At 69.4% G+C, this 19,652-nt stretch carries 19 protein-coding genes; 11 read left to right on the forward strand and 8 right to left on the reverse strand.

Features of this window, described 5'->3' with window-relative positions; all coding sequences use genetic code 11:
* The first annotated feature begins 85 nt into the window (after nt 1-85).
* The 3 genes from AC07FN_RS18290 (at nt 86) to sepH (ending at nt 3,522) form a co-directional block, all read left to right on the forward strand.
* A complete protein-coding gene (locus AC07FN_RS18290) occupies nt 86-1,006 on the forward strand; it encodes an SEC-C metal-binding domain-containing protein (RefSeq protein ID WP_478396682.1) in 921 nt (306 codons plus the stop codon).
* Between the two features lie 205 nt (nt 1,007-1,211).
* Complete coding sequence (gene serC, locus AC07FN_RS18295) at nt 1,212-2,351, forward strand: phosphoserine transaminase (RefSeq protein ID WP_478396683.1); 1,140 nt, start codon at nt 1,212-1,214, stop codon at nt 2,349-2,351.
* Between the two features lie 265 nt (nt 2,352-2,616).
* Nucleotides 2,617-3,522 carry a septation protein SepH gene (gene sepH, locus AC07FN_RS18300; RefSeq protein WP_478396684.1) on the forward strand — a complete coding sequence of 302 codons (906 nt, stop codon included), beginning with the start codon at nt 2,617-2,619 and terminating at the stop codon, nt 3,520-3,522.
* 487 nt (nt 3,523-4,009) lie between these two features.
* Here the strand turns inward: sepH and AC07FN_RS18305 are convergent, their stop codons facing one another.
* Both AC07FN_RS18305 and AC07FN_RS18310 read right to left on the reverse strand, forming a co-directional pair.
* Complete coding sequence (locus AC07FN_RS18305; protein WP_478396685.1) at nt 4,010-4,621, reverse strand: DUF2537 domain-containing protein; 612 nt, start codon at nt 4,619-4,621, stop codon at nt 4,010-4,012.
* Complete coding sequence (locus AC07FN_RS18310) at nt 4,621-5,424, reverse strand: TrmH family RNA methyltransferase (protein ID WP_478396686.1); 804 nt, start codon at nt 5,422-5,424, stop codon at nt 4,621-4,623. The genes AC07FN_RS18305 and AC07FN_RS18310 overlap by 1 nt, the downstream gene beginning before the upstream one ends.
* A gap of 170 nt (nt 5,425-5,594) precedes the next feature.
* On the opposite strand from AC07FN_RS18310, the gene AC07FN_RS18315 reads away from it, so the two are divergent.
* Together AC07FN_RS18315 and AC07FN_RS18320 are read left to right on the forward strand one after the other, a co-directional pair.
* Entirely contained in the window at nt 5,595-6,533 is a 939-nt protein-coding gene (locus tag AC07FN_RS18315; RefSeq protein WP_478396687.1) for an aldo/keto reductase, read from the forward strand.
* 118 nt (nt 6,534-6,651) lie between these two features.
* A complete protein-coding gene (locus AC07FN_RS18320; RefSeq protein WP_478396739.1) occupies nt 6,652-8,148 on the forward strand; it encodes a glutamate-cysteine ligase family protein in 1,497 nt (498 codons plus the stop codon).
* 328 nt (nt 8,149-8,476) lie between these two features.
* Here AC07FN_RS18320 and AC07FN_RS18325 read toward each other — a convergent pair whose 3' ends face one another.
* The 3 genes from AC07FN_RS18325 to AC07FN_RS18335 are packed head-to-tail and all read right to left on the reverse strand — an operon-like array spanning nt 8,477 to nt 11,183.
* Nucleotides 8,477-9,241 (reverse strand): ABC transporter ATP-binding protein, encoded by a 765-nt coding sequence (locus AC07FN_RS18325; protein ID WP_478396688.1) that lies wholly within the window; start codon nt 9,239-9,241, stop codon nt 8,477-8,479.
* A complete protein-coding gene (locus AC07FN_RS18330) occupies nt 9,238-10,251 on the reverse strand; it encodes a FecCD family ABC transporter permease (protein WP_478396689.1) in 1,014 nt (337 codons plus the stop codon). Before AC07FN_RS18330 ends, AC07FN_RS18325 begins: the two co-directional genes overlap by 4 nt.
* Nucleotides 10,248-11,183, reverse strand: a complete 936-nt coding sequence (locus tag AC07FN_RS18335; protein ID WP_478396690.1) for an ABC transporter substrate-binding protein — start codon at nt 11,181-11,183, stop codon at nt 10,248-10,250. Before AC07FN_RS18335 ends, AC07FN_RS18330 begins: the two co-directional genes overlap by 4 nt.
* Before the next feature lie 386 nt (nt 11,184-11,569).
* On the opposite strand from AC07FN_RS18335, the gene AC07FN_RS18340 reads away from it, so the two are divergent.
* Nucleotides 11,570-12,202: a superoxide dismutase gene (locus tag AC07FN_RS18340; RefSeq protein ID WP_132493664.1), complete on the forward strand. Its 633-nt coding sequence runs from the start codon at nt 11,570-11,572 to the stop codon at nt 12,200-12,202.
* Between the two features lie 269 nt (nt 12,203-12,471).
* On the opposite strand, the gene AC07FN_RS18345 is transcribed toward AC07FN_RS18340, so the two are convergent.
* The 3 genes from AC07FN_RS18345 to AC07FN_RS18355 all read right to left on the reverse strand — a co-directional run bounded on the left by AC07FN_RS18345 (nt 12,472) and on the right by AC07FN_RS18355 (nt 15,951).
* Entirely contained in the window at nt 12,472-13,788 is a 1,317-nt protein-coding gene (locus tag AC07FN_RS18345) for an MFS transporter (RefSeq protein WP_478396691.1), read from the reverse strand.
* 32 nt (nt 13,789-13,820) lie between these two features.
* A complete protein-coding gene (locus AC07FN_RS18350) occupies nt 13,821-14,255 on the reverse strand; it encodes a MarR family winged helix-turn-helix transcriptional regulator (RefSeq protein ID WP_452618239.1) in 435 nt (144 codons plus the stop codon).
* A 229-nt stretch (nt 14,256-14,484) separates the two neighbouring features.
* Nucleotides 14,485-15,951 carry an NCS2 family permease gene (locus tag AC07FN_RS18355; protein WP_478396692.1) on the reverse strand — a complete coding sequence of 489 codons (1,467 nt, stop codon included), beginning with the start codon at nt 15,949-15,951 and terminating at the stop codon, nt 14,485-14,487.
* Nucleotides 15,952-16,011: 60 nt separating this feature from the next.
* On the opposite strand from AC07FN_RS18355, the gene AC07FN_RS18360 reads away from it, so the two are divergent.
* The 5 genes from AC07FN_RS18360 to AC07FN_RS18380 all read left to right on the forward strand — a co-directional run bounded on the left by AC07FN_RS18360 (nt 16,012) and on the right by AC07FN_RS18380 (nt 19,615).
* On the forward strand, nt 16,012-16,299 hold the full coding sequence (locus tag AC07FN_RS18360) for a DUF2530 domain-containing protein (protein WP_093268532.1): 288 nt from the start codon (nt 16,012-16,014) through the stop codon (nt 16,297-16,299).
* 93 nt (nt 16,300-16,392) lie between these two features.
* Nucleotides 16,393-17,181, forward strand: coding sequence for an ESX secretion-associated protein EspG (locus tag AC07FN_RS18365; protein ID WP_478396693.1), 789 nt, complete (start codon nt 16,393-16,395; stop codon nt 17,179-17,181).
* A gap of 153 nt (nt 17,182-17,334) precedes the next feature.
* Nucleotides 17,335-17,748, forward strand: coding sequence for a hypothetical protein (locus AC07FN_RS18370; protein WP_478396694.1), 414 nt, complete (start codon nt 17,335-17,337; stop codon nt 17,746-17,748).
* Between the two features lie 39 nt (nt 17,749-17,787).
* A complete protein-coding gene (locus AC07FN_RS18375; protein ID WP_478396740.1) occupies nt 17,788-18,339 on the forward strand; it encodes a DUF3558 domain-containing protein in 552 nt (183 codons plus the stop codon).
* Nucleotides 18,340-18,385: 46 nt separating this feature from the next.
* A complete protein-coding gene (locus tag AC07FN_RS18380; protein WP_478396695.1) occupies nt 18,386-19,615 on the forward strand; it encodes a PPE domain-containing protein in 1,230 nt (409 codons plus the stop codon).
* The last annotated feature ends 37 nt before the right edge of the window (nt 19,616-19,652 follow it).

Genomic DNA, 19,652 nt, shown 5'->3' on the forward strand with positions numbered 1-19,652 from the left:
GAAGCGAACGGACCGTTCACCTCGGCCAACGGGGCGAACGGCCCGTTCACTTCGAACCACCTCCCGGCAGCGGTAGCGTGGAGTGGTGACGGTCACATCCGGCGAGGCGCAACGGCGGCTGCACGTCGAGTACGCCGAAGCGCTGGAGGCCGACGCGGAGACCAGCGGCGAGCGGTGCAACGACCTCGTCGAGGCGGCGGACTACTGGCACTTCGCGGGCGAGCACGAGCGCGAGGAGCGGGCCCTGCGCGTCGCGGCCGAGGTCGACGACGACAGCAACGTGCTCCACGGCCCGGCCGCCTACGCGAAGTTCCTGCTCACCCACGGGCGGCGCGCGGAGGCCGAGCAGCGCTTCGCCCGGCTGCTCCGGGAGGGCTCGAACTGCGAGTGGGCCTACGTGACCGCGTCGATGGCGTACCAGCTCGTCGACGAACCGCAGGAGGCGTTGCGCTGGCTCAACATCGGCGTCAACCGGTTCGTCCCGAGCCTGGACGCCGAGATCGAGATGGGCGACGCCGGCTCCGAACTGCTTCGGCAGCGCAGCCTCCTGCGCCGCGAGCTGGGCCTGCCGTCCGACGGCCTCGACGAGCTCCACGACCGGCTGACCGAGCACGGCCGCCAGATCGGAGAGCAGATCGAGAACCTCCGGCGACACGACGAGGCACCCGCGATCCTCTTCTGGCCGGTGGAGGATTTCGCCGAGATCCAACGAGAACGGCCGGGCTGGTACCCGGGCACCGAGCACCTGGAGCACCGCCGAGAGGCCGAGCGGGCGCTGCAGCAGCGCCCGGAGGCGGCGGTGGTCATCGGCTCGTTCAAGTCACTGGTGGGCTTCGCGGCGTCGCGCGGCCTCGCCCTGGACGAGCAGTCCACCCGCGCGGAGTTCGCCGCGGAGGTCGCCCGCCGCGGCCTGGCCATCGCCTGGCCGCCGGGCCGCAACGACGCCTGCTGGTGCGGCTCCGCGCGCAAGTACAAGAAGTGCTGCGGCGCCCCGGGCTTCACCTGACCAAGATCCGGATGCTGTTGGCCAACGGCCGACGTCCGCAGTAAGTTGCGTTGCGGCTGTTGGCAGCACCGGGGTCACGACCCCGAAACCCTGCTGCAACACTTGAGCCGAGCCGGCAAAGGCGCCGGTCATCAGGCCACTGGCGCGCGGGAGGCACTGCCCCGCCACCTGCACAGTCACCACAACAACGCCCGGAGGCGCCGGCATGACGCAGGCCGAAATCGACCCGACGACCCTGAAGCTGCCCGAGGATCTCAAGCCCGCCGACGGCCGGTTCGGCTGCGGCCCGTCCAAGGTGCGCGACGAGCAGCTCGCGAACCTGGCCGGCGCCGGCGCCGCGGTGATGGGCACCTCGCACCGGCAGAAGCCGGTGAAGTCCCTGGTCGGACGCATCCGGGAGGGACTGCACGAGCTGTTCTCCCTGCCGGAGGGCTACGAGGTCGTGCTCGGCGTCGGCGGCACCACCGCGTTCTGGGACGCCGCGACGTTCGGCCTCGTCCGCGAGCGGTCGCTGCACCTCACCTACGGCGAGTTCTCCTCGAAGTTCGCCAAGGCCGCCAAGACGGCGCCGTTCCTGGGCGACCCGGTGGTGGTCTCCGCGGAGCCGGGCGACGCGCCGGAGCCGGTGTCGGACCCGTCCGTCGACCTGATCGGCTGGGCGCACAACGAGACCTCCACCGGCGTGATGCTCGCGCCGAGCCGTCCGGAGGGCTCGGAGAACGCGCTGATCGCGATCGACGCCACCTCGGGCGCGGGCGGGCTGCCGTTCGACGCCGCCGACGTCGACGTCTACTACTTCGCGCCGCAGAAGTGCTTCGCCGCCGACGGCGGGCTGTGGCTGGCCGCGATGAGCCCGGCGGCGATCGAGCGGATCGGCGAGATCGGCGCGTCCGACCGCTGGATGCCGGAGTTCCTGTCGCTGCCCACCGCGCTGGACAACTCCCGCAAGGACCAGACCTACAACACCCCGGCGGTCGCCACCCTGTTCCTGCTCGCCGACCAGATCGAGTGGATGAACGGCCAGGGCGGGCTGGACTGGTGCTCGCAGCGCACCCGCGAGTCGTCGCAGCGGCTGTACTCCTGGGCCGAGGCGTCGGAGTACGCCACGCCGTTCGTGCCCGACCCGGCGAAGCGCTCCCAGGTGGTCGGCACGGTCGACTTCGCCGACTCGATCGACGCCGCCGCGGTGGCGAAGGCGCTGCGCGCCAACGGGATCGTGGACACCGAGCCGTACCGGAAGCTGGGCCGCAACCAGCTGCGGGTCGGCATGTTCCCGGCGATCGCCCCGGACGACGTCACCGCTCTGACGAAGTCCATCGACTGGGTGGTTTCGCAGCTTTCCTGACACGCTGAGCCGCTGGGATCCGCAAAGATCCCGGCGGCTTTTTGCCAAAATGACACCACCGAGTGAACTTTTGGGCACTAGCGGTGATCTTCCCCGAAAATGAGTGGTTTTACCCGTTCGCTCAGGTGGCGTCTTTCCGGCAAGATCGAAGGCGGAGAGAGCGACCAACAACGAGACGACGTGCCCGGCGTGCCTCCCGCGTCAAGGCGGCGCGCCGGGTTACTGTCACAGCTTGGTGACATGTAGGTCGGCGGGAGGCTGGCGTATGCGAGCGCTGCGAGTGGTCGGGCTCGACGAGGACGGTGAATCCGTCATCTGCGAGGACCCGGAGAACGGCGAGCGCTTCACCGTGCCCGCCGACGAACGACTGCGTGCCGCAGCCCGCGGTGACCTCACCAGGCTCGGCCAGGTCCAGATCGAGATGGAAGCCCAGATGCGGCCCCGGGAGATCCAGGCCCGCATCCGCTCCGGCGCGTCCGTCGCACAGATCTCGGAGGCTTCCGGCATCCCCGAGCACCGGGTCGAGCGCTATGCCTACCCCGTGCTGCTCGAACGCGCCCAGATCGCCGAGATGGCCCAGCGCGCGCACCCGGTCCGCGAGGACGGCCCGGACGTCCAGACGCTCGGCGAGGTCGTCGCGCACACCTTCGGCATGCGCGGCCACGACTACGCCGAGGCCGACTGGGGCTCGTGGCGCGGCGAGGACGGCAAGTGGGTCGTCCAGCTGACCTGGCAGGCCGGGCGCTCGGAGAACCGCGCGCACTGGGTCTTCCACCCCGGCGCGCACGGCGGCACCGTCGCGGCGCTCGACGACCACGCGGCCGACCTGCTCGACCCGTCCCCGAACCGCCCGCTGCGGACGGTCCGGCCGGTCACCGAGCTGGCCCGCGAAGCGCTGCAGCTCGACCAGCAGGCGCAGCCGGTCCCGGAGCGGGTGGAGGAGCCGGTGGTCGCGCAGCGACCGGAGGCGCCGACCCTCGACCTGGACACCGGCCCGCCGCCGGCGGAGCCGGTGGCAGAGCCGACGGCGGAGGAGAGCGCCGAAGGCGCGTCCGCCGAGGCGGCGGAGGACGACGCGCAGCGCAAGGCGGAGCCGCGGCGCGGGCGCAAGAGTCATCCGATCGTGCCGTCGTGGGAGGACGTCCTGCTCGGCGTCCGCTCCCACCGCTGACGACAGAACAACCCAACGGGGCCGGGGCGAGCTGCTAGCTCACCCCGGCCCCGTTGTCATGTCCACCGCAGTTTCAATTGAAACTGCACTCCGTTGAACCGCACTACGTCGGCATGTCGGACCACGACACGCCGACGGCTGTGGACAACTCACCGCAATCTCAATGGAAATCAGAGGTCCGATTTCCATTGGGGTTTTTTTCATCCTGGTCGGCCCGCAGCCGCGGGTCCGTAAAGCTGCACGTCGATGAGGTGTCGCATGCGCCGCAGGCGCATAGCCCACCTACGACACCGGCACCGCCGCGGGTTCACGGTGCCCACCCCTCCGGGGTTCCCTCGGCGAGGACGGCCCCTCCGCCGTGTATTGGACATACATCAGGAGGGGCACCCACAGACCAGGGAGGCTCTGAGGTTCCGCCACCCGCACCGCCACGCAAAACGAAGTTGGAAAAACCTCAGTGAAACTGCGGGTTGAGCAGGGGTAGCGCTTAGCCGAGGAGGCTGAGGAGGAGGGCGATCCAGGCCGCGATGATTCCCACCGCCGTTCCGTACGCTGCCCAGCGCCAGACCGGGACGTTGCGGCCCAGCCAGATCGACGGCGCGAACCCCGCGGCCACCGCGATGTTGACCACCGCCGCGAGGATTCCGCTCACGTCCGCCAGGCCGAGCGTCACCACCACCAGGGTCACCGTCACGATCGCGCCGATGACCGCGCTGATCACCAGGCCCGGGCCCCACGGCGTGGGCTGCACCGGGGCGATCGTTCCGCCGCGCCACCCGCGCATCGCGTGCGCCGAGCGCGGTCGGCCGATGTGGTCGAGTTCGCCGCTGAGCGGATCGACGTAGCCGATCTGGCCGCCGGTCTCCGCCGCCAGGCGCATCGCCAGCTGGCGACCGCGCCGCGAGACGAGCTCCGCCGTGGTGTCCGCGGTTTCCTCGGTCTGCAGCGCATCCACCACGTGCGCCCACTCGTGCAGCGCCGTGACCAGCGAGCCGGGCAGCCGGAGCCGGGCCGGATCCACCTCCCGGCCGACGCCACGCACCAGCACCGCGCGACCGGATCGCGCGTGCAGTTCCCAGCCGGTTTCCCGGGCGTCCATCACGTTCCGCTCATCGCGTGGAAGGCGATCGCACCGGCCGTGGCGACGTTGAGCGAATCCACCCCGCTCGCCATCGGGATGCGGACCGCGAGGTCCGCGGCCTCGATGGCCTCGTCGGTGAGCCCGGGGCCTTCGGAGCCGAGCAGCACCGCCACCGGGCCGCTGCCCAAGGCCGCTTCGCGAAGGGATTTCGCATCCGCCCTGGGGGTCAGCGCCGCGATGCGGAAGCCGTTGTCACGCAGCAATTTCAGGTCTTCCAGCCACGAGCCGAGGTGAGCGAACGGAACGCGGAGCACGTGCCCCATCGACACCCGCACGCTGCGCCGGTACAGCGGGTCCGAGCAGCCCGCGCCGAGCAGCACACCGTCGACGCTGAGCGCGGCGGCGTTGCGGAACAGCGCGCCGAGGTTCTCGTGGTCACCGATGCCCTCCAGCACCACCAGGCGGCGGGAGCGGGCGATGAGCTCGGCGGGCTCGACGACCGGCGCGCGATCGGCGACCGCCAGCACGCCGCGGTTCAGGTGGAAACCCACGACGCGCGCCATCACGTCGGCGTCGGTGACGTAGGCGGGAACGTCCAGGGCATCAGTAGCCTCGGCCAGCTCCTCGATGCGGCGGCGCACGCCGAACAGCGCCCGCACCGGGTACGGCGAGGCGAGCAGCCGCTCGACCACCACGACGCCTTCGGCGATCACCAGCCCCCGCCCGCCCGGCCGGTCCGGGCGGCGGTCCGCGCGGGACAGATCGCGGAAGTCGTCGACCCGCGGGTCGTCGACGTCGTCGACCTCGACAATGTGCACCACGCCCGCATTCTCGCACCCGCCGCCAATCGAGTCGGCCCGGCCGATCTCGCGCCGTCGCACGCGACTCGTGGGGCCGGAGGTGCCGGCATGGACCTCCCGGGAATTCCGGCAAACCACACGAAGATCGGCTATCGGCTCCGGGGTGCGCGGGAGGGAGTAGGTTCCGCAGCATGACTCGACTCGGCGACACTGAACTCGACGTCTTCCCCATCTGCCTCGGTGGCAACGTGTTCGGCTGGACGGCGGATCGCGACGCCACCTTCACCGTTCTGGACCAGTACGCCGCCGCGGGCGGCAACTTCATCGACTCCGCCGACAGCTATTCCGCTTGGGTGGAGGGCAATTCCGGCGGCGAATCCGAGACCTTGATCGGCGAATGGCTGCGCGCTCGCGGCAACCGCGACGACATCGTGGTCGCCACCAAGGTCGGCAGGCTGCCGGGCCGCCGCGGCCTGTCGGCGGCGAACATCAAGGCCGCGGCGGAAGATTCGCTGCGCCGCCTGGGTGTCGACCACATCGACCTCTACTACGCCCATGGGGATGACGACCCGTCCATCCCGCTGGCCGAAACCCTGGCCGCCTTCGACGAGCTGGTGCGGGAGGGCAAGGTCCGCTACATCGCGGCGTCGAACTACACCGCGCCCCGCCTCGCCGAGGCGCTGGAGGTCTCCCGCCGCGAGGGGCTGGCCGCCTTCTCCGCTCTGCAGCCGCACTACAACCTCGTGGAGCGCGCCGAGTTCGAAGGCGCGCTCGCCGACCTGTGCGCTCGGGAGAAGGTGAGCGTGCTGCCTTACTACGCGCTGGCGCACGGGTTCCTGACCGGGAAGTACCGCCCGGGCGGGGACAGTTCGGAAAGCCCGCGGGCCGAAAGCGCCCGTGCCTACCTGGACGAGCGCGGTGTGAAGGTGCTCACGGCGCTGGACGAGATCGCGACGCTGCGTGACGTGCCGGTGTCCTCGGTCGCGCTTGCCTGGCTGCTCGGGCAACCGACCGTGACCGCCCCGATCGCCAGTGCTCGCAACACCGAGCAGCTCGGCGATCTGCTCTCGGCCGCCGGGTTGGAGCTGAGCGAAGCGGAGCTGGAGCGGCTCACCGACGCCTCCGATTGATCACGCTCCGCGCCGTGCGTGACACCGTTTTGGCCGCTGTTCCCCCGGGTACCGATGTGTCACGGTGGTTTCCCCAGCGCTGCGCGCTGACGTGCTGCCGATCAAGCGGGGAGACGGCATGGGACGGCACGTGGACAATCAAGCGTTCAAGCCAGTGGACCGGCAACGGTATCGGAACAAGATGCAGCGCGGCCTGGACGCCCTGGCCCGGATGCTCGCCGAAGGCAATTTCTCCTTCCCCCACCAGCAGATGGGGCTGGAGATGGAGCTGTGCCTGGTGGACGAGCAGATGGAGCCGTCCATGTCCAACGCCGTGGTGCTGGAGAAGATCAGCGAGCCGGTGTTCACCACCGAGCTCGGCCAGCAGAACATCGAGCTCAACGTGGAGCCGCAGGTGCTCGCGGGCGACAGCGCCCTGGAGCTGGAGTCCCGTCTGCGCGCAGCGCTGCTGCGCGCAGACGGCGGGGCGCACGACGCGGGCGCGAAGATCGTCATGATCGGCACGCTGCCGACGTTGCGCAGCGCGCACTTCGACCCGAACTGGCTGTCGCGCAATCCGCGGTACTCGCTGCTCAACGAGCAGATCTTCCTGGCGCGCGGCGAAGAAATGCTGCTCGACATGGAGGGCGTGTCGCTGGACGACGCGCAGCCCGAGAAGCTGCTGTCCTACGCCGATTCGATCCTGCCGGAGTCGGCGTGCACGTCGGTCCAGCTGCACCTGCAGGTGGCGCCGGAGGACTTCGCGGCGCATTGGAACGCCGCGCAGTGCCTGGCCGGGGTGCAGGTGGCCATCGGCGCGAATTCCCCGTTCCTACTGGGCAAGGCGCTGTGGCACGAGACGCGGATCCCGCTGTTCCTGCAGGCCACCGACACGCGTCCGGAGGAGCTGAAGAACCAGGGCGTGCGGCCGCGGGTGTGGTTCGGCGAGCGGTGGATCACCTCGATCTTCGACCTGTTCGAGGAGAACGTCCGCTACTTCCCGGCGCTGCTCCCGGAACCGGAGGAAGAGGATCCGCTGGCGGCGCTGGACTCCGGCCGGGCGCCGACGCTGGCGGAACTGCGGCTGCACAACGGCACCATCTGGCGCTGGAACCGGCCGGTCTACGACCTGGTGGACGGGGTTCCGCACCTGCGGATCGAGAACCGGGTGCTGCCATCGGGGCCATCGGTGGTGGACATCGTCGCCAACGCCGCGTTCTTCTACGGCGTCCAGCGGGCGCTCACCGAGCAGGACCGGCCACTGTGGACTCAGATGTCGTTCGCGGCGGCGGAGGAGAACTTCTACGCCGGTGCCCGGCACGGCTTCGACGCGCACCTGTACTGGCCGAGCGTCGGCTGGGTGTCGCCGGACGAGCTGGTGATGCGCCGCCTGCTGCCGATGGCGCACGACGGCCTGCAGGCGTGCGGTGTGTCAGACGCGGCCCGCGAACGCTACCTGGGCGTGATCGAGAAGCGGTGCCTGGCGAAGCGCAACGGCGCGACGTGGCAGCGGGAAACGGTTGCGCTGCTGGAAGATCGCGGCGCGGACCGGCGCGGAGCGCTGGCGGGAATGCTGCGCCGGTACATCGACCTGGCGGACAACGGAGACCCGGTCCACACCTGGCCGGTGGGCTGACCCCACCGGCCTCCCGCCCCACCGAACGACGTGCCCCACCGAACGACGTGCCCCACCGCAATTTCCATTGAAATCGAAGGTCCAACTTCAATGGAAATTGCGGGTGTCGGCATGTCGGACCACGACACGCCGACGCCTGTGGACAACTCCCGCAATTTCAATGGAAATCGAAGGTCCGATTTCCATTGAAATTGCGGCACCACACGGGCTGGGGACGGGCACGACGTGAGGTGGGGTGGTGCGTGAACTGGGCGCGGTGAGGTGGGGTGAGCCGAGGTTGGGTGAGCCGAGATGAGGGGTGGGGTGAGGTGACGTGGGGCGGGTGGGTTCAGAGGGCTCCGTCGATGTCGAGGGTGGGGCGGCCGTTGTGGTGGGCCAGGCGGGCACGGATTCCGAAGACCTCTGCGAGCAGGTTCTCGTCCAGGACTTCGGTCGGGGTTCCCGTTCTGGTGACCTCGCCCGCGTGGAGGACCGCGAGGCGGTCGCAGAACTCCGCCGCATGGCGGAGGTCGTGCAGCGTCATCAGGACCGTCAGGCCGTCGCTCGCCAGGTCGCGGAGGAGGCGGAGGATGCTGTACTGATGCCGCAGGTCCAGGTGGTTCGTCGGCTCGTCGAGCACGAGGACCCGCGGCTGCTGCGCCAGCGCACGTGCGATCGCCGCTCGCTGCCGCTCGCCACCTGACAACGTTCGCACATCTCGTTCGGCCGCGTCCAGAAGTCCGGTGGCGCACAGGGATTCGTCGACGATGCGCTGGTCCGCCGCCCGCATCCGCTCCAGCAGGCCCAGGTGCGGCAGCCGGCCTTGCGTCACCACTTCGCGCACGGTCAACGCCGCGCGGTTCTCCGTTTCCTGCACGGTCGCGGCGAGGATCCGGGCCAGCTCGCGTCGCCCGGCCTTGGTCCGCCCCGCCACTTCGATGGTTCCGGCCGTCGGCTCGATCGCCCGGTACAGCGCGCGCAGCAACGTCGTCTTGCCGCTGCCGTTCGGGCCCACCAGCCCGAACACCTCGCCCTCCCGCACCTCGACGTCCACATCGGACAGCACCGCCCGGCCACCCAGCTCCACGCGCGCTCCGCGCACCCGCACGCTCATGCGATCCTCCGCTGCCGCCGGAGCATGATCAGGAACAGCGGCCCGCCCACCATCGCCGTGAGCACCCCGACCGGCAGTTCGGAAGGCGCGATGACCAGCCGCGCCACCAGATCCGCCAGCACCAGGAACACCGCGCCGAGCAGGGCCGACACCGGCAGCATCCGCCGTGCTTCGGCGCCAACCAGGAAGGTCGCCGCGTGCGGCACCAGCAGGCCGACGAACACGATGCCGCCCGCCACCGCGACCGCGGTCCCGGCCAGCAGCGAAATCCCGACCAGGCAAGCCATCCGGAACGCCCGGGCGTTGAGCCCGAGCGCGGCGGCCGCGTCGTCGCCGCCGTGCAGCACGTTCATCCAGCGGCCCGCCGCCACCGCCGCGATCAGGCCGATCACCAGCACCGCCGCGGGCACCGGCAGCGACTCCCAGCGCGCGGCCCCGAGCCCTCCGGTGATCCAGAACAGCACCTGCTTGGCCTGGTCACCGGTCGCGAAGACGTGCAGCACCAACGACGTCGCCGCGTAGGCCACCTGGCCGACCGCGAGCCCACCGAGCACCAGCGTCGTCACCGATCCGGAGCGCCCGGCCACCGCCAGCACCACGACCAGCGCCAGCAGCCCGCCGAGGAACGCGGCCAACGGCAGCCCCAGCGCCCCGGCGCCGGCGCCCAGCACCATCACCAGCGATGCTGCGAAGCCGGCGCCTTCGGACACCCCGAGCAGGTAGGGGTCGGCCATCGGGTTCGCGGTGACCAGCTGCGCGATCGCGCCGGAGAGCGCGAGCGCCGCGCCGACGACGATGCCGGTCACCACCCGCGGCATCCGCGAATCCCACACGATCGCGGCCCGCACCCGCGTCCAGTCCGCGTCGATCCAGGGCACCACCGGCTCCAGCACGATCCGCCAGACCTGGTCCAGCGGCAACCGGACCGAGCCCAGCGACACGGCCAGCGCGCCGATCACCACCAGCGCGATCAGCAGCACGGCGTGCACCAGCACCAACCGCGCCCTCATGCGCCGTGCAGGTCCCGGGCCAGCCGCTCGACGGCGTCGGGGAACCGGATGCCCTCGGTCAGCTCGACGAGCGGGATCGTGCTGAACCGCTGCTCGCGGACCGCGGGCGTGCCCGAGGCGAGCGGATGCCCGGTCAGGTACGCCTGCTTGTTCTGCACCGGAGCGGCCAAGTAGTCGACGAGCACGATCGCCCGCGGGGCCCGCGCCGCCACCTGCTCCCAGCTGACGTCGGCGAAAACCTCCGGCACGTCGCCGAAGACGTTGCGCCCACCGGCCCGGCGCAGCGCATCGTGCCCGACGCCGTTGCCGCCGAGCGTGAAGGCGGCCTGCTCGCCGGAGTCGTAGACGAAGACGTCGACGGGCTCCGCGCCGGCCAGCCGCTCCTCGACCGCGCGCACCCGCTGCTCGATCCCGGCCGCGACCTGCCGCGCGTTCTCCTGCAGGCCCAGCACCTCGCCGAACATCGCGATGTCCGACAGCAGCGTGTCCATCCCGGCCGGGTTCGCGGCGCAGGACTCGGAGAGCAGCAGCGTGCGGATGCCGTTGTCCTCGAACGTCTTCCGGCTCCGGCCCTCCGTGTCGTCGAAGGCGCTGCTGTAGCCGCCGACGACCAGGTCGGGCTCGGTTTCGAGGATGCGCTCGTAGGACGGGTACTGGTCGGCGAGCAGCGGCACCCCGGCGTACGCGGCGGCCACCGGCGCCGGCGGCGCGAGATCGTCCGGGTAGGCCGTGCCGACCAGCCGATCGCCCAGGCCGAGCGCCAGCAGGATCTCGGTAGCGTGCTGGTTGAGGCTCACCACGCGCTTCGGCGGTTCGGGGAACACCTCGGTGCTGCCGCAGTTCTCGACGCGCAACCCGTCGGCCCGCGACTCGGCATTGGCGCAGCCCGCGAGGGACAGCGCGACTAGGACGAGGACGAATAAGCGGCGCATCTTGCCCTCCAGGGCGAACGAGCCTGCGCCGAAGCCGGGGCCGCGCGGGCGGCCGCGAGTCCCTGACCCCGACCGCAGACCACGGCGGTCGTTGGAGCCATCCCTCGCGAGCGGGTGATCGGGCTCGCCGCGCATCGCGCGGCCTACCGTTGCGGGTCAGCGCCGGACTTCGACCGGCTTCCCCCGCTCGCAGGGTCTGCCGAGGATGCTGCCCCACGCGCCGAACCGGGTCAACCGGGCATTTTCCTCCCGCGCCGCAACGTCTCCGCTGCTCATCGCGGTCGCAGCGAGGACTCGCCCGACAGATGAGATCAACGCCTCCATCCGGCTTAGTTGCCATAGGGTGGCAGTAGCTAGAGTCTGTCGATAGCGAAGGGAGACGCTCAATGGCGCAGCAGTACGTGTTGCCGGAGTTGGATTACGACTACGCGGCGTTGGAGCCGGCGATCGCCGGTGAGATCAACGAGTTGCACCACAGCAAGCACCACGCGGCGTACGTCAAGGGCGCCAACGACACGGTGGAGAAGATCGCCGAGGCGCGGGAGAAGGGTGACTTCTCCTCCATCGTGGGGCTGGAGACCACGCTGGCGTTCAACCTGGCGGGGCACTCGCTGCACCTGGTGTGGTGGAAGATCCTCTCGCCCAATGGCGGGGACAAGCCCACCGGCGAGCTGGCGGCGGCCATCGACGAGGACTTCGGCTCGTTCGACAAGTTCCGCGCGCAGCTGGAGGCGGTGTCGACCACGATCCAGGGCAACGGGTGGGGCGTGCTGGCCTGGGACCCGGTCGGCCAGCGGCTGATCACCCAGCAGCTGCGCGATCACCACTCGAACCTGTCGATCGCGACGACGCCGCTGCTGGTGTTCGACATCTGGGAGCACGCGTACTACCTGCAGTACCGCAATGTGAAGGCGGACTACGTCAAGCACCTGTGGAACGTCGTCAACTGGGACGAGGTCTCCAAGCGCTTCGCCGACGCCCGCGCCGGTTACAACGGCCTCCGCCTTCCCACCGCCTGACAGGCAGAACCACCGCGCCTTCGGTTCTCGCCGGTCAGAAGCCGTGAGTGCTTTGTGTCGCCATGGCAGCACAAAGCACTCACGGCCCCACCGCTCGGTGGTGAGTGCTCCGACAAGCCCACTGCCGAAACTTCGGGGCCTTCCTCCGGGAGGGCCCCGAAGTCTTCTTGGATGCGACCGGGCCCCGGCCTCCCGCAGGAGGCCGGGGCCCGATCTGTTCCCGAACTGACTACCGCTCCCACCACGAAGCGGATGCGTTTTAGGTTAGCCTAACCTTTTGACTGGGGCAACCCCGTTCTCCGCCGCCAAGCCAGCACCGCGACGCCGCCGAGCGCGGCGGCCAGCGACGCAAGCCCGCCCAGCAGGATCGGCCAGCGCGGCCCGAGCACCTCGGCGAGCCACCCCGAAGCCAGCCCGCCCAGCGGCTTTCCGCCCAGGAACAGCAGCATGTAGAGGCCCATGACCCGGCCGCGCATGGTCGGCTCCACGGCCAGCTGGACGGTCGCGTTCGCGCTCGTGGTGAACGTCATCACAGCGATGCCGACCGGCACCAGCGACGCCGCGAACAGCTCGTAGGTCGGCATCAGCGCCGCCGCGGCCTCCAGCACACCGAAAACGCCGGCGCCCAGCAGCATCAGCCGCAGCCTCGGCACCCCGCGGCCGCTGCGCCGGGCCGCCAGCGACGCCCCGGTCAGCGTGCCGACCGCGAGCATGGTGATCAGCAGGCCGTAGCCGTCGGCTTCGCGCCCGAAGACGTTGCGCGCGATCACGGCGAAGGAGCTCTCGAAGTTCATCCCGAACGTGCCGACGAAGAACACCAGCACCATCACCACGAGCAGGTCCGGCCGCCCGCGCACGTAGCGCAGCCCGGCGCGCAGCTGGCCGCGTTCCTTCGGCGGCGGCTTGGCCCGGTGCAGCGCCGACGCGTCCATCAGCGCCAGCCCGGCGACCACGGCGGCCGAGCTCAACCCGTTGAGCAGGAACACCCAGCCGGTGCCGATCGCGGTGATCAGCACCCCGGCGATCGCCGGGCCGACGATGCGCGCCAGGTTGAACGTCATCGAGTTCAGCGCGACGGCGTTGGTGAGCTGCCTGGGCCCGACCATCTCGACGACGAAGGACTGCCGCACCGGCGCGTCGACCGCGGCGAAGCAGCCGAGCACGAAGCACAGCAGGTAGACGTGCCAGAGCAGCACGACACCGGTGACGTCGAGCAGCCCCAGCACGAGACCGCAGGCGCCGAGCGCGCTCTGGGTGGCGACGAGCATTCGCCGCTTGTCGAAGCGGTCGGCGATGACGCCCGCCCACAGCGTCAGCAGCAGGGTCGGGGCGAACTGCAGGGCGACCGCCACGCCCAGCGCGGCCGGGCTGCCGCCGGAGAGTTCCAGCACCAGCCAGTCCTGCGCGGCGCGCTGCATCCACGTGCCGGTCAGGGAAACGACCTGGCCGGAGGCGTAGTAGCGGTAGTTGCGCTCCCGCAGGGAGCGGAACATGCCGCCGGATCGGTCCGATGTGGACGGCGGTTTGCGGTTGGCCGGATCTCCGCTCGGGTCGGTTCCCTCGCGTGCCGCGGATCGGTCAACCACGCTCGTGCGTACCGCCTCTCATCGGACTCCGGTCATCGGCCGGCCAACCGGTCGATGATCTCCGCCGCCTGGAACAGCACGCGGCGGTCTTCCTCGGTCAGGTCCGCGAGCTGCTGGTCCAGCCAGCGCTCCCGGATCGAGACTTCTTCCTCTATGCGGGCCTGGCCCGCCTCGGTCAGCTCCACGATGGCCTGCCGGCCGTCGGTGGGGTGCGGCCGACGCGCGACCAGCCCGGCGTCTTCCAGTGCGGAGATCACCCTGGTCATCGACGGCGGCTGGACGCCTTCCCGGGCCGCCAGCTCGCCAGGCGTCAAAGCGCCGGCCTTGTGCAGACAGGACAGCGCCGACAGCTGGGACAGCGTGATCTTCGAGTCGGTGCTCTGCGCGCGCAGCCGCCGGTTCAGGCGGACGACGGCGAGCCGCAGCCGACTCGCCAGGGTGCGCTCGCGCTCCGCGATATCGGACACGTCGTTAGTCTACCAAACTATTTTGGGGAATCGGACAAACTGATCAGGCCTGATCAGTGGCCGTCCACCATAGCCAGCCGACGACCTCGCACCCGGAATCGCAACCCAATCGACGCACTGCTCCGAACGGCCCAAAGCCCTCGTCTCGTCCGGCCAGGCCCCGTGCGCACTTCGTGCTGCTCTGGCGACACGAAACGCGCACGGGCGATCACCTGCGTGAACGGGCGGATCAAATGCCGAAGAGCACGTGCAGTGGGCCGGAGCAGAAGTAGAGCACGAACGCCGCCGACACGACCCACATCAGCGGGTGCACAGTGCGGATGCGGCCGGTGAAGACCCGCAGCAGCACGTAGCTGATGAAGCCCGCGCCGATGCCGTTGGCGATCGAATACGTGAACGGCATGACCACGATCGTCAGGAACGCGGGCAGCGCGATGCTGAAGTCGGACAGGTCGATCTGCCGGATCTGGGTGAGCATCATCGCCCCGACCACCACCAGCGCCGGAGCCGCCGCCTCCACCGGGATGATCTGGTAGAGCGGGGTGAAGAACATCGCCGCCAGGAACAGCAGGCCGGTGATCACGTTCGCCAGACCGGTGCGCGCCCCCTCCGCGATACCGGACGCGGACTCCACGAACACGGTGTTGGAGCTCGCCGAACCCAACCCGCCGGCGACCGCGCCGACGCCCTCGACGGCCAGCGCCTTGCCGATGCCCGGCAGGTTGCCGTCCTTGTCGGCGAGCCCGCCCTCCTTGCCGAGGCCGGTCATGGTGCCCATGGCGTCGAAGAAGTTCGCCAGCACCAGCGTGAACACCAGCATCGCGGCGGCCAGCGCGGGCAGCCGCGTCCACGCGCCGAAGGAGATGTCGCCGACCAGCGACAGGTCCGGCAGGCCGATGACCTGCTCCGGCACCGCCGGGTAGCCGAGGTTCCAGCCGTAGGCGTTGACGCCCTTCGACGGGCCCGCGTGGAAGATCGACTCGATGACGATCGACAGCACCGTGGTGACTGCCACGCTGATCAGGATCGCGCCCCGCACCTTGCGCGCCACCAGCACCGAGGTGAGCACCAGCCCGAACACGAACACCGCGGTCGGCCACGAGGCGATCGAGCCGTCGATGCCCAGTCCGACCGGCACGGTCGTGTTGGCGGCGTCCGGCAGGCGCCGCACGAAACCGGCATCGACCAGGCCGACGAAGGTGATGAACACGCCGACGCCGACCGCGATCGCAGCCTTGAGCTCGGGTGGCACCGCGTTGAACACCGCGGTCCGGAACCCGGTGGCGACCAGGATCAGGATGATGATGCCGTCGACCACCACCAGGCCCATCGCCTCGGGCCAGGTGACCTGCGGCGCGATGGTCACGGCCAGCAGCGTGTTGATGCCGAGCCCGGCGGCGATCGCGAACGGGTAGTTGGCGATCAGTCCGAACAGGATCGTCATCACGCCCGCGACCAGCGCGGTGGTCGCCGCGACCTGCGAAACCGGCAGGATGTTGCCGAGCACGTCGCGCTTGGCGCCGGCGTCGTCGGGCGAGGAGCTGCCGAGGATCAGCGGGTTCAGCACGATGATGTAGGCGACCGTGACGAACGTGACCACGCCGCCGCGTACTTCCCGCCCGACGCTGGACCCGCGGTCGGTGATCTTGAAATACCGGTCCAGCAGCGACTTCTTGGAAACGTCTCGATCCACCATCAGTACTTCCCGATCACCGCGCCTGCGCGCGCGTTCATTACCGGGAGTAGCCTGCCTGACGTGGCACAGGACAGCGAATCCACCCCCTCGGCGCCGGGTCACCGGCCGGTCCCGCCGCTGCCGCGGAGGCTGGCGGACCCCACCCCGGTGGTGCTGTTCGGCACGGCCCTGTGGTTCGCCGGAGTGGTGCTGTTCGGCATCCGCGACTGGGCCGGCATCCAGTTCTGGACCTGCCTGGCCGGGGGCGTGCTCGGCATCATCGGCTACGGCGTGTTCCGCTGGCAGCGCTCGGCGGCGCGACGCGGTTCCCGGGGCGCCTGGAAGGGCCTGTCCGGACTCGACGGCTGAGCCTGCCCGAATCTGCTCCGAACAGCCCCGCGACCAGTTAGCCTGCACAGTCGACATCAAGTTCCGATGCCCTAACGCGGGAGCGCAGCACCAGTGCCCAAGCTCGACGTCGACCGACTCGAATTCGCGATCCTGGCCGAACGCGCCGATCTCAGCCGGATCCCGATGATCGCGTCGTACAGCAACTACGGGACGACCGTGAAAGACATGCCTCGCGAGTTCGAGGCGGCGGAGCAGCGGGTCCGCGATCGCGGCCTGATCAACCCGAGCGGCGTGAACGACCGGGTCATGGAACTGCTCGGCATCTACGCGCACGTGACTGTCGAATACGACCTGCGGTTCTCCTCGCAGAAGGGCAGCGAACTGCGCGCCGCGGTGTCGAAGGCGAACAAGACGGCGGTGCGCACGGTCGTCGACGGCGACCGGATCATCCTGGAGCCGGTGCACCCGAACGACCTGATCCCGTCGCTGGTGTCGGTGCTCCCGGAACACCCGCCGGCCCGCATCCGCCCGGCGCTGAGCGTGGACCTGGCGGAGATGCGCGCGGCCATGGCCGACGTGCGCCGCCGCGGGGACGAAGACCCGCAGGCGATCGAGCAGAGCCTGCGAGCGCGCGGCGTGAACGTGGCGAGCTTCCGGAAGATGACGCAGCTGCTCGAAGGCCCGCGGCTGGGCCTCGGCGAAGCGGGCGTCACGATCTGGGACGACCGCCGCCGCGAGCGCCGGGGAGACCAGACGCTGCGGATCATCGACCTGCAGCAGGGCCGCACGGCGGTCTACAACAGCGGGACCCAGCGGATGTTCGCGGGGGCGGACATGAGCACGTTCACCAGGGTGCTCGGGGAGCTAACGACGAAGACCCAGCGCGAAGCGGCCTGGTAGCGACCAACGTCACTCCGCCAAAAGGACCAATCCGGCAACGAGTTGGGAACCGATCTACGCGAAGCATCGTCACACCTGTGCACGAACGAGCAAAGACCTGGCAAGCTAAGCGCGACGTGTACCTGATTCAGGGGACAAAGGGGGTAGTGAGAGGTGTCGTTCTTCGAAGGGATCGCCAACACAGCGGTCACGATGGGGCAGAAGGCTCAGCGGTCGGCGACGATCCACACCGCGATCAACGCAGGCGGTTCCGCGCAGGCGGCGTCGTTCTCGGTCGACATCGAGCAGATTCCGGGTCTGATCACCAAGTACGAAGAAGCGCAAGACATGCTTCTCGACATTCAGACCCAAGCAATGCAGCTGAAGAACGTCGTGCCTCCCGGCGATGACGTGGTTAGCGAACGGCTCGCTTCTGCGTTGGGTGACATGGCTGGCGAGAACGAGGGCTGCCTTTCTTGGGCAGTCACGGACGCACGCAATCGCATCCAGGCAATGATCGACCAGCTGAAGGCCGCTCAGGGTACGTACACGAACACCGACGACGACGCTTCGATCCGCCAGGTTTAAGGAAGATCTCACGTGCTACGCCGCGCAACTTTGACCGCTGTGTCGCTACTCGCCATCCTGGGCGCATCCGCATGCTCTCCGGGCGGGTCGACCAACCCGCCCAGCTCAACCTCGAACGAGTCGGCTGCCCCCACATCTGCGGTCCCAAAGGTCGAGAACCCGAAGAACCTTAAGACGATCACCAACGCATGCGAGCTGCTGACCGATCAGCAGGTCAAGGCTCTTGGCGGTGTCAGCGAGCGACGGCCGCCCTCGGAAAGAACTTCTGCATACGGCGAGACCAGTTGTCAGTGGTCCACCGACGCCTTCACTACGACGGTCGCCATCAACACTAAGTTCGGCGGCTTGAAGAAAATCCTGGACAACGCCGAGTCCCGCAAGAGCTACAAGCTGACGCAGCTCGACGGCTACCAGGGCGCACGAGTCGAAGAACAGAGCACTCTTTGCCGGATCGAGCTCGCCGTCGCCGATGACCAGTCCATCGAGGTCGACTACGCGAAGAACGCCGGCGGTACGCCTGAAATGAACGACCCTTGCAGCTTCGCAGAGAAGATCACCAGCGAGGCGCTGAAGAACGTTCAAGGCGCCTGATCGCGTCTGAACTACCACGACCAGTTTTCGAAAAGGGGGTGTGATCATGGTTTTACCGATCCTCGTCGGCGGTTACCTGCTCACGCGTGATTCGGACCGTGGTAACACGGACGAGATCATGCAGAAGGTCGGCTTCAACCACCCGGAGAAGTACAAGCAGATCCACGAGGGCAAAGGCGCCGACGAAATCTCCAGGTCCGTGGGCACCTGGCAGAACGACATCGGGGGCAAGTTCGACGAGGTCAACCGGATCCTCGACGACGCGAACACGAAGGCCAACCTGGCATGGTCTGGCCAAGCTGCAGAACAGCATGGCTCCTCGATGAAGCCCATGACTCAGTTCATCGAGGATGCCAAGAACGTCTCGGTTTCGGTCGGTGTCGCTGCTGAGCAGCAGGTCCAGAACTTCGGCGACGTCAAGAACAGCATGCCTGAGCCGGTGAAGGTCGATGCGACCGACAACCTGCTTGAGAAGGGCGGGGCTTGGCTGGTCGGTGGCGAGACCGACCTGCAGAAGCAGGAGCGCGAGGCCACCGAGAAGGCTCAGGAAGCCAAGCAGCACTACGACAACTACAGCAACAGCACCACGAACGTCTCTCAGAACCTGGCCTTCTACCCGAAGGCTCCGGAGATGGCGTACGACCAGGGCTCCGGTAGCACCGGGACGAACCCGACCGTTGGCAGCATTCCCAACGGTTCCGGGATTCCCGGCGGCGGTCCTGGTGGTGGCGGTGGCGGCGGCAGCTGGGGCGGCAGCCTCGGCGGCGGCAGCGGTAGCGGCGGCACTGGTGGTACCGGCGGCCCCGGCGACGGTTACACGACTCCGTCGCAGAACACGTCGCAGTGGTCCTCGCCGCCCGTCACCAACGGTCCCGGCCTGCCCGTCAACCCCGGCCCCAACGTCGGCACGGGCCCGAACATGGGCGGCGCCGGGCTCGGCATGATGCCGCCCGGCGGCGGTGCTGGTGGTGCGGGTGCCGGTGGCGGTCGTGGGCTCGGTGCCGGTGGCGCCGGCGGCCGCGGCGCGGGCCTGGGTGCCGGTGGGCGCGCCGGTCTCGGCGGCCTCGGCGGCGGTTCCGGTGCTGGTGCCGGTGGCGCTGCTGGTGCGGCCGGTCGTGGTGGTGCCGGCGGCATGGGCGCCGGTGGTGCTGGTCGCGGCCAGGGCAAGCAGGGCGAGGAAGACCAGGAGCACGAGGACAAGTACTGGGTCGACACGGACGAGGCCTGGGACGACCTGGGCCTGCCCAAGGTCGCCCCGCCGGTCTTCGGCGAGTGAGCAACATCCGCTGAGGTCGACCGAAGCGAACTGGCCG

Source organism: Saccharopolyspora sp. NPDC045941, from assembly GCF_056431445.1.